This window comes from Pseudomonas sp. KK4, from assembly GCF_001984065.1.
Taxonomy (GTDB): Bacteria; Pseudomonadota; Gammaproteobacteria; order Pseudomonadales; family Pseudomonadaceae; genus Aquipseudomonas.
In genome coordinates this window covers 12,111-25,097 of the sequence record NZ_LYVP01000020.1, presented here as the reverse complement: position 1 = coordinate 25,097, position 12,987 = coordinate 12,111, and the positions used below count along the sequence as shown (strand labels likewise).

General features: G+C 56.4%; 15 protein-coding genes and 1 tRNA gene. 11 read left to right on the top strand and 5 right to left on the bottom strand.

Going from position 1 to position 12,987, the window contains the following annotated elements; all coding sequences use genetic code 11:
- Window positions 1-23 precede the first annotated feature (23 nt).
- Window positions 24-1,451, top strand: coding sequence for a DegQ family serine endoprotease (locus B0W55_RS10010; RefSeq protein WP_077045842.1), 1,428 nt, complete (start codon window positions 24-26; stop codon window positions 1,449-1,451).
- A 75-nt stretch (window positions 1,452-1,526) separates the two neighbouring features.
- On the opposite strand, the gene B0W55_RS10005 is transcribed toward B0W55_RS10010, so the two are convergent.
- Window positions 1,527-2,960, bottom strand: coding sequence for a M48 family metalloprotease (locus B0W55_RS10005; RefSeq protein ID WP_077045841.1), 1,434 nt, complete (start codon window positions 2,958-2,960; stop codon window positions 1,527-1,529).
- Between the two features lie 98 nt (window positions 2,961-3,058).
- Between B0W55_RS10005 and B0W55_RS10000 the strand changes: the two genes are divergently transcribed.
- Both B0W55_RS10000 and B0W55_RS09995 read left to right on the top strand, forming a co-directional pair.
- Window positions 3,059-3,298: a sulfurtransferase TusA family protein gene (locus B0W55_RS10000; RefSeq protein ID WP_077045840.1), complete on the top strand. Its 240-nt coding sequence runs from the start codon at window positions 3,059-3,061 to the stop codon at window positions 3,296-3,298.
- Between the two features lie 32 nt (window positions 3,299-3,330).
- Entirely contained in the window at window positions 3,331-4,401 is a 1,071-nt protein-coding gene (locus tag B0W55_RS09995) for an AI-2E family transporter (RefSeq protein WP_077045839.1), read from the top strand.
- Window positions 4,402-4,446: 45 nt separating this feature from the next.
- On the opposite strand, the gene B0W55_RS09990 is transcribed toward B0W55_RS09995, so the two are convergent.
- Window positions 4,447-4,920 carry a peroxiredoxin gene (locus tag B0W55_RS09990; RefSeq protein WP_077045838.1) on the bottom strand — a complete coding sequence of 158 codons (474 nt, stop codon included), beginning with the start codon at window positions 4,918-4,920 and terminating at the stop codon, window positions 4,447-4,449.
- Between the two features lie 10 nt (window positions 4,921-4,930).
- Window positions 4,931-5,491: a glycine cleavage system protein R gene (locus B0W55_RS09985; protein ID WP_077045837.1), complete on the bottom strand. Its 561-nt coding sequence runs from the start codon at window positions 5,489-5,491 to the stop codon at window positions 4,931-4,933.
- 328 nt (window positions 5,492-5,819) lie between these two features.
- Between B0W55_RS09985 and dapA the strand changes: the two genes are divergently transcribed.
- From dapA to B0W55_RS29865, 7 genes are all read left to right on the top strand, one after another.
- Window positions 5,820-6,698 carry a 4-hydroxy-tetrahydrodipicolinate synthase gene (dapA, locus tag B0W55_RS09975; RefSeq protein ID WP_077045836.1) on the top strand — a complete coding sequence of 293 codons (879 nt, stop codon included), beginning with the start codon at window positions 5,820-5,822 and terminating at the stop codon, window positions 6,696-6,698.
- 17 nt (window positions 6,699-6,715) lie between these two features.
- Window positions 6,716-7,831: an outer membrane protein assembly factor BamC gene (gene bamC, locus B0W55_RS09970; RefSeq protein ID WP_077045835.1), complete on the top strand. Its 1,116-nt coding sequence runs from the start codon at window positions 6,716-6,718 to the stop codon at window positions 7,829-7,831.
- 4 nt (window positions 7,832-7,835) lie between these two features.
- Complete coding sequence (locus B0W55_RS09965; RefSeq protein ID WP_077045834.1) at window positions 7,836-8,594, top strand: MBL fold metallo-hydrolase; 759 nt, start codon at window positions 7,836-7,838, stop codon at window positions 8,592-8,594.
- A gap of 28 nt (window positions 8,595-8,622) precedes the next feature.
- A complete protein-coding gene (gene purC, locus B0W55_RS09960) occupies window positions 8,623-9,336 on the top strand; it encodes a phosphoribosylaminoimidazolesuccinocarboxamide synthase (protein WP_077045833.1) in 714 nt (237 codons plus the stop codon).
- 84 nt (window positions 9,337-9,420) lie between these two features.
- Window positions 9,421-9,510, top strand: a tRNA-Ser gene (locus B0W55_RS09955).
- Window positions 9,511-9,908: 398 nt separating this feature from the next.
- Complete coding sequence (locus B0W55_RS09950; protein WP_077045832.1) at window positions 9,909-10,217, top strand: hypothetical protein; 309 nt, start codon at window positions 9,909-9,911, stop codon at window positions 10,215-10,217.
- 76 nt (window positions 10,218-10,293) lie between these two features.
- A complete protein-coding gene (locus tag B0W55_RS29865; protein WP_139340889.1) occupies window positions 10,294-10,659 on the top strand; it encodes a Rap1a/Tai family immunity protein in 366 nt (121 codons plus the stop codon).
- A 163-nt stretch (window positions 10,660-10,822) separates the two neighbouring features.
- On the opposite strand, the gene B0W55_RS09940 is transcribed toward B0W55_RS29865, so the two are convergent.
- Window positions 10,823-11,530 (bottom strand): recombinase family protein, encoded by a 708-nt coding sequence (locus B0W55_RS09940; protein ID WP_077045830.1) that lies wholly within the window; start codon window positions 11,528-11,530, stop codon window positions 10,823-10,825.
- Between the two features lie 168 nt (window positions 11,531-11,698).
- Window positions 11,699-11,914: a hypothetical protein gene (locus tag B0W55_RS09935; protein WP_077045829.1), complete on the bottom strand. Its 216-nt coding sequence runs from the start codon at window positions 11,912-11,914 to the stop codon at window positions 11,699-11,701.
- 160 nt (window positions 11,915-12,074) lie between these two features.
- Here B0W55_RS09935 and B0W55_RS09930 point away from each other — a divergent pair, with 160 nt between their 5' ends.
- The gene (locus B0W55_RS09930) at window positions 12,075-12,905 is read left to right on the top strand and encodes a hypothetical protein (RefSeq protein ID WP_077045828.1); all 831 of its coding nucleotides are present in this window, start codon (window positions 12,075-12,077) and stop codon (window positions 12,903-12,905) included.
- Window positions 12,906-12,987: the final 82 nt, after the last annotated feature.

Below are 12,987 nucleotides of genomic sequence, written 5' to 3'. Positions count from 1 at the left end.
ATGCTCGTCGTAACGGGAGCCGTATGTCGATACCACGCTTGAAGTCTTACCTCTCCATTTTTGCCACCGTGTTGGTGCTCGGTCAGGCCATCCCTGCGCAAGCAGTCGAATTGCCCGACTTTACGCAATTGGTCGAGCAAGCCTCGCCCGCGGTCGTGAACATCAGTACCACGCAGAAACTGCCGGATCGCAAGGTGAACCAGCAGATGCCGGATCTCGAAGGCTTGCCGCCGATGCTGCGCGAGTTCTTCGAACGCGGTATGCCGCCACAACCGCGTTCGCCTCGCGGTGATCGTCAGCGTGAAGCCCAGTCCCTGGGTTCCGGCTTCATCATCTCCTCTGACGGTTACATCCTCACCAATAACCACGTGATTGCCGACGCTGATGAGATTCTGGTGCGTCTGGCTGATCGCAGCGAAATGAAAGCCAAGCTGGTGGGGACCGATACCCGCTCCGATGTGGCGCTGTTGAAAATCGAAGGCAAGGACTTGCCCGTACTTACGTTGGGTAAATCCCAGGACTTGAAGGCCGGCCAGTGGGTCGTGGCTATCGGTTCGCCGTTCGGCTTTGACCACACGGTAACCCAAGGCATCGTCAGTGCCGTGGGCCGTAGCCTGCCGAACGAAAACTATGTGCCGTTCATTCAGACCGACGTGCCGATCAACCCGGGTAACTCCGGTGGGCCGCTGTTCAACCTCAAAGGCGAAGTGGTCGGCATCAACTCGCAGATCTACACCCGCTCCGGTGGCTTCATGGGCGTGTCGTTCGCCATTCCGATCGATGTGGCCATGGACGTTTCCAATCAGCTGAAAACCGGTGGCAAGGTCAGCCGCGGCTGGTTGGGGGTCGTGATCCAGGAAGTGAACAAGGATCTCGCCGAGTCGTTCGGTCTGGATAAACCGGCCGGTGCGCTGGTTGCCCAGATCCAGGATGATGGTCCGGCCGCCAAGGGTGGTCTGCAGGTTGGCGACGTGATCCTGAGCATGAATGGCCAACCGATCGTGATGTCCGCCGATTTGCCACACCTGGTTGGCGCACTGAAGGCGGGGTCCAAGGCCAATCTGGAAGTGATTCGTGATGGTAAGCGCAAGAACGTCGAGTTGACGGTCGGCGATATTCCTGATGAAGACAAGGAGCTGAGTGCTTTGCCGAAATCGGGCGCCGAAAGCAGCAGCAATCGCCTGGGGGTTTCGGTCGTCGAGATCAGTGCCGAGCAGAAGAAAACCTACGACCTCAAAGGTGGTGTGGTGATCAAGGAAGTTCAGGACGGTCCTGCCGCCATGATTGGCCTGCAACCGGGTGATGTCATTACCCACCTGAACAACCAGGCCATCGAATCGACCAAGCAGTTCACCGACATCGCCAAGGCGCTGCCGAAGAATCGCTCGGTGTCGATGCGGGTTCTGCGTCAAGGACGCGCCAGCTTCATTACCTTCAAACTGGCTGAATAATCCGCTTGTTGGTTGAATGAAAAACCGCCTCGAAAGAGGCGGTTTTTTTGTGCTCGAAATAAGGTTGCTGAACGGTCAGCCCATCATGTCCTTGATCATGCGCTCCTGATCCATCAACTCTCGCTGACGGGCATCGATTCGCGACGACAGCGGGAAATTGCTCCCGGCCTTGCGCTTGGCGAAATCCAGTTGCTGGATGGCCTGGCGATAGTCACCCACCAGTGCGAAATACTCGGCGCGCGCCTGATGCAGGCCGATGATGTTGCCCGACAGGCCGCGCGTCTCTGCCACCTGGTACCAAACGTCCGGATCATCTGGACGCGACTTGAGTAAGCCTTCCAGGGCCTTTTCGGCATCGGCTGCGCGGTTCTGTTTAAGCAACAGGTCGACGCGCACCTGGTTCAGCGGGTAGTTGCCAGGGTACTGAGTGAGCATTCGGTCGACGCGCGACTGTGCATCCGCCAAGCGGTTGTTGGTGGTGTCCAGATCGATTTGTGCGAGGTTGTAAATGATCTCGTTCGGCGATTTGGCCAGCAACAGCTTCAGGTTTTCCCGCGCTTCGTTCAGTTGGCCACCCTTGATTTGAGCGATGGCCAAGCCGTAGCGAGCAATATCGTTTTTCGGGTTCTCGTCCAGCAAGGCGCGAAAGCGCTTGGCGCCCAGCCCCGGTGTTTCCTCATAGATCAACTGCACTCGCGCCCGAATCAATTGATAGCGCAGGCTATCCTCGATGCCGCCCTGCGGTGCCTGTTCGGCGCGGTTGCGGGTGTCGGCGATACGGGACTCGGTCACCGGGTGAGTCAGCAGGAATTCCGGTGGCTTGGCATCGTAACGATACTGCCGGCCCAGGCGCTCGAACATGGTCGGCATGGAACGAGGGTCGTAGCCGGCTTTTTCCAGATTGAGGATACCGATGCGGTCGGCTTCCTGTTCGTTCTGGCGGGAGAAGCGTCGTTGTTCCTGAATGGCCGCCGCCTGTGTACCGGCAATGGCGGCGATCCCGGCGTCACCGGCACCGGCTGCGGCGATCACGATCCCGGCCAGCAGCGCGGCCATCATCGGCACCTGCATGCGCTGTTGCGCTTCGACGCCACGGGCAAAGTGGCGCTGCGACAAGTGAGCCAGTTCGTGAGCCAGAACCGAGGCATATTCGCCTTCGGTCTGGGCGTTGAGGAACAAGCCGCCGTTGACCCCGACAATCCCGCCCGGCGCCGCAAAGGCATTGAGCTGAGGGCTGTTGATCAGGATGAATTCCAGGCGCCGGTCATTGACCTGACTGGTCTCTACCAGGCGATAAACACTGGATTCGACATAGTCCTTGAGTTGAGGATCGTTGAGCTGCGATACCTGGCTACGCAACAACGCCAGCCACGCGCGACCCAACTGGTATTCCTGCTGTGGCGAGACGATGGCAGAACTGGCGTCGCCGAGTGACGGCAGGTCGTCGGCAAAGCCCGGTGAGGCGAGCAGGCAAGCGAGCGTCAGCAGGGTAGGGCGCAAAAAGGTCATGCACAAAGCCTTAGTCGACAAAGACCTTACTGTAGCCGGACACCAGCCTTGCGACCAGATATTCTAGGCGACTCAACCATCTGAACCGGAGTGACGCAATGACCGACGCTGTAGCCCATGACGTTGAACTGGACGCCAGTGGCTTGAATTGCCCGTTGCCGCTGCTCAAGGCCAAGATGGAACTCAACCGGATGCTCAGTGGCGCCGTACTCAAGGTGATCGCTACGGATGCTGGCTCGCAGCGCGATTTTCGCACCTTCGCCCGTTTGGCCGGTCATACGCTGCTTCGTGAAGAAGACGAGTCGGGCGTTTACCGCTATTGGTTGAAAAAAGCCTGAAAACCCGCGGCATTTTTTCTTAAGGATTATTGATGTTTAAAGTGTTACGCGACTGGATTCAGCGCTACTTCTCCGATGAGGAAGCCGTGGTACTGGCTGTCCTGCTGTTCCTGGCGTTCACCGCCGTGCTGACGCTGGGCGGGATGCTGGCGCCGGTGTTGGCCGGGATGGTCCTGGCTTATCTGATGCAGGGGCTGGTGCTGACGCTGGAGCGCCTGCGTGTTCCGGGCGGGGCGGCGGTGGGGCTGGTCTTCGCGCTGTTCATGGGGCTGTCGCTGGTGTTTTTCGTGGTTGTGGTGCCGCTGCTCTGGCATCAGGTGATCACCTTGTTCAACGAATTGCCCGGCATGCTGGTCAAGTGGCAATCGCTGCTACTGCTGCTGCCGGAGCGCTACCCGCATCTGGTGTCCGACGAGCAGGTGCTGCAGGCCATCGAAGTGGCGCGGGGCGAAATCGGCAAGTTCGGGCAGTGGGCGCTGACGTTCTCACTCTCGAGCCTGCCGCTGTTGGTCAACATCATGATCTATTTGGTATTGGTGCCGATTCTGGTGTTTTTCTTCCTCAAGGACCGGGCAATGATCGGGGAGTGGGTGCGCGGCTACCTGCCCCGCGAGCGAGCGCTGATCACCCGCGTTGCCCATGAGATGAACCGGCAGATCGCCAATTACATTCGTGGCAAGGTCATCGAAATCTTCATTTGCGGCGGCGTGACCTACATCGCGTTCGTCATCCTGGAGCTCAATTACGCGGCACTGCTGGCGTTACTGGTCGGGGTATCGGTGGTGGTGCCCTACGTCGGGGCCGTGGTGGTGACGGTGCCGGTGTTACTGATTGCGTTGTTCCAGTGGGGTTGGAGCGATCAGTTCATCTATCTGATGGCAGTCTACGGAATCATCCAGACGTTGGACGGTAACGTGCTGGTGCCGCTGCTGTTCTCGGAGGCCGTCAACCTGCATCCGGTAGCGATCATCTGCGCGGTATTGTTGTTCGGCGGGCTGTGGGGATTCTGGGGGGTCTTCTTTGCGATTCCCCTGGCCACTCTGTTCAAGGCCGTGCTGGATGCCTGGCCGCGCAAGGAGCCGGTGGTGGCACCGTTGCTCTAGGTATCAAAGGATCGCAGCCCGCTGAAGGTTGCGATCCTTTTGAGATCAGGCTTTATTCAAGGTCTGAGCTGCAGCCAACACGGCATCCACATGCCCCGGTACCTTCACGCCGCGCCACTCCTGGCGCAACACGCCGTTCTTGTCGATCAGGAACGTGCTGCGATCGACGCCCATGTATTCCTTGCCATACAGCTTTTTCAGCTTGATCACGTCGAACAGCTGGCACAGCGCTTCTTCCTTGTCGCTGATCAGCTCGAAGGTGAACGCCTGCTTGGCCTTGAAGTTCTCGTGGGACTTGAGGCTGTCACGTGATACGCCAAAGACTTCGGTGTTGGCGGCCTTGAAGGCATCAAGCTGATCGCGAAACCCCTGGCCTTGAGTGGTGCAGCCGGGGGTGCTGTCCTTCGGATAGAAGTAGATCACTACCTGCTTGCCCTTGAGCGCCGCCAGGCTGACGGTTTGCCCGCTGGTGGCGGGGGCTTCGAAATCGGCAACCGGTTGGTCGATGGCAACGGCCATGAAAGCTTCCTTACATTGGGTTTTGTGGGCGCCACGGTTCGATCAGGGCATCCAGGTTCAGCGCATCGGCGAAATCCAGGAACTGATCGCGCAACCAGCTGATCTGTACGCCGGCCGGCAAGGTTACGGTAAAGGTGGCATTGAGCATGGTGCCGCCGGTTTGCGGGGCCTGATAGGTGTCGCAGGTCAGGTTTTCCAGCTCGACGTTATGGTCCATGAAGAACTGGCACAGCTCGTTGATGATGTCCGAGCGGTAGGCCGAGCTGACATAGGCCACATACGGCAGGGCCTGCGGACGGTTTTCCAGGGCTGCGCTGCGGACCACGTTGACGGTGAAGGCGTGCCGTTTGGCCAGTATTGGCAGGCTGCCCTCCAGGCGTGCCAGTGCGTCCCAGCTACCGGAGACTTCAAGGACCAGCGCACTGCACTCGCCATGGCGGGTCAGGCGAGAGGTGACCACGGCGCAGCGGTTTTCATGGCTGGCGCGGCACAGGACGTTAGTCAGCTCCATGGGGTTGGCGCCGAGCGCACTGATGACAAGGAATTGTTCGCGAACTGTGGGGGTGGACATGCAGCATTCCTAAAGCGATGAGCGGTCGGTACTTCTGTCGGCTTGTTTTGCCGGGGGTGAGCCTGCGGATGCGAATTCAGAAAGCCCTTGCGCAGGTTGCACCGTGCTCCAGTATGGCAGGAACAGCGCAGTGGCAACGCTGAAATGGGGCTTGTGATGCCGAAAATGAAGGCTCGAACCCGACGTGCGAGCTTGTCGGTACCGATCAAAGTCTGAAGGGTAGCGAAAAGCGGCGCCAAGGGGAATGGCGGCAGCGCAGTACTTCGCTTGTACAAGCATCTTGGCGCCAGTACCATTACGGCTCTCTTTTTCCGGCAGGAGCGGTTGCATGATTGCGGGCAGTATGGTGGCACTGGTCACACCCATGGATGCACAAGGTAATCTCGATTGGGATAGCCTGAGCAAACTGGTGGACTTTCACCTGCAAAACGGCACCCACGCCATCGTGGCGGTCGGCACCACAGGTGAATCGGCCACCCTTGATGTGAACGAACACATCGAAGTCATCCGTCGCGTCGTGAAGCAGGTCAATGGCCGCATCCCGGTGATCGCCGGTACCGGCGCCAATTCGACCCGCGAAGCCATCGAGCTGACCACCAACGCGAAAAACGCGGGTGCCGATGCCTGCCTGCTGGTCACGCCGTATTACAACAAGCCGACCCAGGAAGGCCTGTACCAGCACTTCAAGGCCATCGCCGAAGCCGTCGACATCCCGCAGATCCTCTATAACGTGCCGGGCCGCACCGCATGCGACATGCAGGCCGAGACCGTTATCCGTCTGTCGACCGTCAAGAACATCATCGGCATCAAGGAAGCCACCGGCGACCTCAAGCGCGCCAAGGCGATCATCGACGGTGTCAGCAGCAACTTCCTGGTGATCTCCGGTGACGATGCCACTGCAGTCGAGCTGATCCTTTTGGGCGGCAAAGGCAATATTTCGGTCACCGCCAACGTCGCTCCGCGCGACATGGCCGATCTGTGCATCGCTGCCCTCAATGGCGACGCCGCAAAGGCGCGTGCCATTCATGAAAAGCTGATGCCGCTCAATAAAACCCTGTTTATCGAATCCAACCCTATCCCCGTGAAATGGGCGCTGCATGAAATGGGCTTGATGCCGGACGGTATCCGTCTGCCGCTCACCTGGCTCAGCGCTGAGTGTCACGAACCGCTGCGTCAGGCCATGCGTCTGTCCGGCGTCCTGGCTTAATTGAGGAAGTACAACGCATGAAGCGAATGGCCGGACTTTCCGCACTTGCCTTGATTATCTCCAGCACCAGTGGCTGTGGATGGATCTGGGGCCCGGAAGGTTATTTCCGTGACCGTGGTAGCGATTACCTGGAAGCGCAACAGACTGCACCGATGCAATTGCCACCGGATATCAAGACCGCCAAGCGTCTGGACCCGCTGCTGCCAATCCCGCGTAACGTGGCCGATGACACCGTCAAGGGCGAATACGTCGTTCCTCGTCCGCTGCCATTGTCTTCCGTTGCCGACGCCAGTGCCTACTCGCTGCAAAAAAGCGGCGATTCGCGCTGGATCCTGGCGCAGAACCCGCCGGCGGAAGCCTGGCCGGTAGCCGTGCAGTTCTTTCAGGACAACGGTTTCCGCCTGGACGAACAACGCCCGCAAACCGGTGAATTCACCACGACCTGGCAACATGCCGACGAGTTGTCCGCAGCGATGGCCAAGCGCCTGAGTGCGGCCGGTGTCGCCTCTGACAGCGAAATCCGCGCCCGGGTACGTATCGAGCCGGGTGTGCAGCGCAATACCAGTGAGGTCTATGTGGTCACCGCCGAGCGTCCTGCCGGCAGTACCGCCGATGTGGCCTTCACCAACCGTTCGGTCAACACCGGCCTGGACGCTGCGCTGGTCGACGACATGCTTGCGAGCATGAGCCGGATCTCGGAGAAGGGCGGTTCGGTTTCCATGCTGGCCTCCCGCGATTTCGACACCCCGAACCGTGTCAGCCTGAGCGAAGACGGCAGCGGCAACCCCGTGCTGAACGTCGGTTCCGATCTGGACCGCGCCTGGTCGAGCGTCGGCCGCGCACTGGAACAGGGTGAGTGGCGCGTCGAGGACATCAACCGCAGCCTGGGCCTGTACTACATCAACCTGGCTGAAAAAGCCGAGAAGAAAGACGACAAGCCCGGTTTCTTCAGCGGCCTGTTCGGCAGTGCGCCGAACAAGGAAGAAGTTGAAGCCCGCGCCGAGCGTTATCAGGTTCGCCTGAGCAAGGTGGGCGACAACGTGCAGGTCACCGTCGAGAAAAACATCAACACCGTGGCGCCGGCTGACGTGGCGCGCAAAGTGTTGAGCGTGATTCAGGACAATCTGGGCTGATCACATGCGTTTTGCCGTTCTCGGCAGCGGTAGCCAAGGGAACGGCACGCTGATAGCCAGTGCTGATACCTATGTGCTGGTCGATTGTGGTTTCTCCCTGCGGGAAACCGAAAAACGCCTGTTGCGCCTGGGGGTGAGCCCGGCGCAACTGAGTGCGATACTCGTGACCCACGAACATGCCGACCACGTGCATGGCGTGGGTTTGCTGTCTCGGCGCTACAATCTGCCTGTCTACCTCAGTCGCGGGACCTTGCGCGGGATGCGCAAGCCCATCGAGCCCGCGGGCTTGCTGGCGGACGGTGAACAGTTGCAGATCGGTAACTTGAACATTGGGGTCATTGCCGTGGCCCATGATGCGCAAGAGCCGACGCAATATGTATTCAGTGACGGTGAGCGGCGCTTCGGCCTGTTGACCGACCTGGGTTCCTACTGCAACAGGGTGCTGGATGGTTATCGGGATCTCGATGCACTGATGATCGAGGCCAACCATTGCCGTGACATGCTGGCTCGCGGTCACTATCCCTACTTTCTCAAGCAGCGGGTGGGCGGCGAACTGGGACATTTGAATAACCATCAGGCGGCATTCCTGGTGGCTGAGTTGGGCTGGCAAGGCCTGCAACACCTGGTCCTGGCCCATCTGAGCAGCAAGAACAACCTGCCGCAGCTGGCCCGGCAATGTTTTGTCGACACCCTAGGGTGCGACCCGGACTGGCTGCAACTGGCCGATCAAGATTCAGGGCTCGACTGGCGACACATCGCCTAGCCCATCTACTTAGCAAGCGGAGCCCATCATGGAAAAACGTGAAGAACTCTACCGCGGCAAAGCCAAGTCGGTTTACAAGACCGATGACGCTGACCGCTTGATCCTGCTGTTTCGCAACGACACCTCGGCGTTCGACGGCAAGCGCATCGAGCAACTGGACCGCAAAGGCATGGTGAACAACAAGTTCAACGCCTTCATCATGCAGAAACTCGAAGCCGCCGGCGTACCGACTCAGTTCGACAAGCTGCTGGGCGACAACGAGTGCCTGGTCAAGAAGCTGGACATGATCCCGGTCGAGTGCGTCGTGCGTAACTACGCCGCCGGTAGCCTGGTCAAGCGCCTGGGCGTCGAAGAGGGCATGAAGCTCAACCCTTACACCTTTGAGCTGTTCCTGAAAGACGACGCCAAGGGTGACCCGTTCATCAACGAATCCCACGTTGTGGCGTTTGGTTGGGGCACCGTCGAGCAATTGGCTCGCATGAAAGAACTGTCGCTCAAGGTCAACGAAATCCTCAGCAAACTGTTCGATGACGCTGGCCTGCTGCTGGTGGACTTCAAGCTGGAATTCGGCGTGTTCAGCGACGGCTCCATCGTGCTGGGCGACGAGTTCAGCCCGGACGGCTGCCGCCTGTGGGACAAGGACACCAAGAAGAAAATGGACAAGGACCGCTTCCGTCAGGGCCTCGGTGATGTCATCGAAGCCTACGAAGAAGTTGCCAACCGTCTGGGCGTACCGCTTTAACCGACGCAAGCATCTGATAGCACAGAAATATTTCGCGAAAGGGGGTTCGCTTCCGGCGAAAGTGTTGTTATGATGCGCGCCGTTGGAGAGATGCCAGAGTGGCCGAATGGGACGGATTCGAAATCCGTTGTACCTTCACCGGTACCTAGGGTTCGAATCCCTATCTCTCCGCCATATATATAAAAGCCCCGTAATTCAATGAGTTACGGGGCTTTTTGTTTTTCGATTCTACTACTCATTTCTACCACTCAAATCCTCCTCACTACAGCTACACGGCTCAACCACGTCTCCGGTTGATGGTGTACGTCTGCTCAACATTCATCAAATCCCCTAGCTCAGTCGAACTCCCGATCAATACAGCAATTGTTATGGCGCTTTTACTGCGTCTGTAGCATCGGATTAGACGCGTTATCCTACTGCTAGCCCTATCCCTACGGGTGAAGGCGTGGCGCGCCTTACAGTGTCAGAGATAATGGGACAGCAAGGCTGCCAGCACCATCAGTCGTCGACCGATTGAACATTGTTAGTCGCATCTATACTGTACGCACATACAGTATTTGGCGCGTAGTGCTATGGACGAAGATTTGATTGATGACAGCGGGTTTGAACTGGGTATGCCGACTCGTACGGAGATGCTCAAGCATCAATGCACCTTACTGTGTGCGGAATTGGAGACGACACGTCAGGACTTGCGAAAAGCCCACCAGAACATCGCCAAGCTGATCATCATGCACAGGGATTCCTCTAATGAGTTGTCAGCACTGAAGGTTGAGCATGAGCGCTTACGGTGGACCTTGAGTGAGATGTACAGCCGGGAGAGGGAACACGGAAAGGCGAGCTTGGGGTATGCCTACGGGGATCACGTCAAGGGCAAGGCATAGCTCCAGGGCGAAGGTGTGACGTAGCGGTCAGCTATAACACGCACTAACATCTTCAAATCACTCAGGGGACGAAAGCATGAAAGCATGGACTGGGGCGGTCACACTGGCGGGAATGCTGGCATGTTCTTCAGTTATGGCAGACGGCAACGAACTGCTCGAAAATTGCCAAGCATCAATTCGCTCAATGGACCATACCTCAAATAATGATCCATACGGCAATGGGCAATGCTTCGGTGTAACAGAAGGCGTTCTGAACACCATGGTGGCCCTGAATCCTAAGCTCCCCAAAGAGTCGCGAATTTGCCTTCCAGACGATGGAATCAAGGGGGGGCAGGCAGTTCGTGTTGTATACAAATACTTGCAAGACAATCCCTCCCTCCTGCATTTAGAGGGCACTACTTTAATATCATTTGCATTCAGACGGGCTTACCCTTGTGAGTGACTAAGACGTTTTCCACGTAGCCCATCCCCTGCTGATACGGAAAGGTATTTGGCTCTTTTACTATGTCTGTTGGATCGATTAGACGTTCAAAGGAAGGGGTAAGGCAGACCCACAGGGTGAAGGGTCGCGCATCTAATTGAGCAGAGGAAGTCACTACTTCACGTCATGGAAAGGTGAGACCAAGGCGTTCAACTGTGCGCTTCACTGTCATTGGTGCAAACTCACTACCACGTGCAGTGGTGATGCCTTTGGCATTCAAGTAATTAGCCATGCCTAACAACGTAGTCACACCTTCAAACATGCCTGACTGGATAGCCTGACGGAGTGCTTCAGCATTGGTGTCTGCAACTGCTTGTGCTGCTGCCGTAGCTGCTGTTGTACCTTTGGCGTGTGCTACTGCGCGACCAGCATCACGCCGTGCGACCTTGGCTTGTGCTTCCTTGTCACCAGCGTTTGCTTTTGACTTGAGACTGGCGAGTGCGGCGGTGGTTCGTTGGGCAATGAACTCACGCTCTTGCTGTGCCAGTGCGGCATATATGTGCAATTGGAATGAATCAGCAGTAGGCATGGTCGCCACTTTGAATGGCACACGCTTCATTAGTCCGGCAATGTCTTCAACGTCGCGTGACAAACGATCCAGCTTAGCGACCACCAACGTTGCACCATGCTTTGCACAAGCGTCCAATGCTGCTTTGCATTGGTCACGGTCTGTTGGTGCAATGGAGCCGCTGGCGGTGTCGGTGAATTCACCAATGATGTTCCAACCATTCGATTCAGCAGCTACACGCACATATTCTGTTTGTGCTTCCAAACCCAAACCCGACTTACCTTGACCATTTGTGGAAACGCGGTAGTAAGCGACGATTTTCATTTGGTTAGTCCTGCCGACTGGTTAGTGTGCAGCCATCTTAACATACCGCTGTCGGTCGTCAATGGTATGTTAATTCATAAAGAAATAGTTGTGATCCACTTGTATTTGCTATTGGATTGTGCTTTGTACCAGCCGTGAGTTTCCTTCGAAAGTAAAGCGGGATGGCTATCACTGCCTAAGTTTGAGAATTCCGGCAGTGATGGCGGATGCATTCGTGTCGAGGGTTTGAAGTGCTGTGATGACGTTTGCGTGAGCCGTGGGAGAGCCGTTAACCCTCACCCACGATGCCAGTTCTTCAATTGCTGCTCCTAATGCATGCTGATTATGAAGTAGCAGCGTCAGCGTATCAGCGATGACGATGTTGGCGTGATTGTCGTCCGGCATTGGCTTCACATCCTTGGGTGATACATTGATGAAATGTCGGCTAGAGTGGGCATCAATCAATTCCTACCAATGAATGATAGACGCCTGAGCCGGACTGGCATGCAAAGTCAACGATACCCAACATGGTTTCTCCCACACCGTCGATTTCAAGGAATCAGAAATGATCGAACAAATCATTGAATTTATTAAGTCGGTTCCGGATGTGATTTGGTCGGGGATCGTTGCATCAGGCATCACTCTCTTCGGTGTGATGCTTTCAAATAGAGACAACACCCGTCGACTGAAAATGCAGATTGATCATGATTCGAAAGAGAAAGCGAAGGATAAAATGAGCAACCTCAGGCGAGATGTATACCTGAAGGTGATCGAAGATATTGAAGCTACGAACCTACACCTTGGTACATTATCTAATCGCGACCTTGTTAACTCCAATATGAATGTGGAAATTCTTGCGATTACCGCTTCGATAGCAAAGTTGAAGTTGGTGGCAGAGCCTGAGACGGCAAGATTGGCTGGAGAATTAAGTGCGGCATTTGGGGCGCTGTTTTTAAAGCTCATGCCTAGGCTTTTGCCCTTACTTAATGCTACGTCAGATATCGAGATAAACGATTCTGCTTATATCGCTAATTCCGCTGAAGCTTCCAGAATATTACGAGATCTGCACAAATTCAATGAGGAGGGACGACAGGACGCGATGATATTCCAGGCCCTTCAAAATAACTATGATTTCTTCTTCGCTCAGGCGCAGCAATACTCAGATGCTCGTGCACTGGCTTACGTCAACCGCGATGTAAGGATGCGTGAATTCAACGCAATGCTTGTACCTGAGATGAAGAAACTTTCTAAGCTGCAATTGAAAGTAATGATTGCTATACGCAAGGATCTAGGTATTGCTAGCGATGCCGTGGACCTTCAGCGACAACTAGAACGACACTGGGCTGTAATGGAGGCTGGATTGGGTGATGCCATGAAGGAGTTGAAAAGCGAGTAATATTTGCAGCGTTTCTAGCGCTATTGAATCCATCTTCAAGGGCTTTGGAGGGTAAACAAGCATCGCCTAACCAATGTCTTCA

Excerpts from the sequence above, each read along its gene's own strand:
- B0W55_RS10010 (WP_077045842.1), top strand. The coding sequence starts at position 24 with ATGTCGATACCACGCTTGAAGTCTTACCTCTCCATTTTTGCCACCGTG.
- B0W55_RS10005 (WP_077045841.1), bottom strand. The coding sequence starts at position 2,960 with ATGACCTTTTTGCGCCCTACCCTGCTGACGCTCGCTTGCCTGCTCGCC.
- B0W55_RS10000 (WP_077045840.1), top strand. The coding sequence starts at position 3,059 with ATGACCGACGCTGTAGCCCATGACGTTGAACTGGACGCCAGTGGCTTG.
- B0W55_RS09995 (WP_077045839.1), top strand. The coding sequence starts at position 3,331 with ATGTTTAAAGTGTTACGCGACTGGATTCAGCGCTACTTCTCCGATGAG.
- B0W55_RS09990 (WP_077045838.1), bottom strand. The coding sequence starts at position 4,920 with ATGGCCGTTGCCATCGACCAACCGGTTGCCGATTTCGAAGCCCCCGCC.
- B0W55_RS09985 (WP_077045837.1), bottom strand. The coding sequence starts at position 5,491 with ATGTCCACCCCCACAGTTCGCGAACAATTCCTTGTCATCAGTGCGCTC.
- dapA (WP_077045836.1), top strand. The coding sequence starts at position 5,820 with ATGATTGCGGGCAGTATGGTGGCACTGGTCACACCCATGGATGCACAA.
- bamC (WP_077045835.1), top strand. The coding sequence starts at position 6,716 with ATGAAGCGAATGGCCGGACTTTCCGCACTTGCCTTGATTATCTCCAGC.
- B0W55_RS09965 (WP_077045834.1), top strand. The coding sequence starts at position 7,836 with ATGCGTTTTGCCGTTCTCGGCAGCGGTAGCCAAGGGAACGGCACGCTG.
- purC (WP_077045833.1), top strand. The coding sequence starts at position 8,623 with ATGGAAAAACGTGAAGAACTCTACCGCGGCAAAGCCAAGTCGGTTTAC.
- B0W55_RS09950 (WP_077045832.1), top strand. The coding sequence starts at position 9,909 with ATGGACGAAGATTTGATTGATGACAGCGGGTTTGAACTGGGTATGCCG.
- B0W55_RS29865 (WP_139340889.1), top strand. The coding sequence starts at position 10,294 with ATGAAAGCATGGACTGGGGCGGTCACACTGGCGGGAATGCTGGCATGT.
- B0W55_RS09940 (WP_077045830.1), bottom strand. The coding sequence starts at position 11,530 with ATGAAAATCGTCGCTTACTACCGCGTTTCCACAAATGGTCAAGGTAAG.
- B0W55_RS09935 (WP_077045829.1), bottom strand. The coding sequence starts at position 11,914 with ATGCCGGACGACAATCACGCCAACATCGTCATCGCTGATACGCTGACG.
- B0W55_RS09930 (WP_077045828.1), top strand. The coding sequence starts at position 12,075 with ATGATCGAACAAATCATTGAATTTATTAAGTCGGTTCCGGATGTGATT.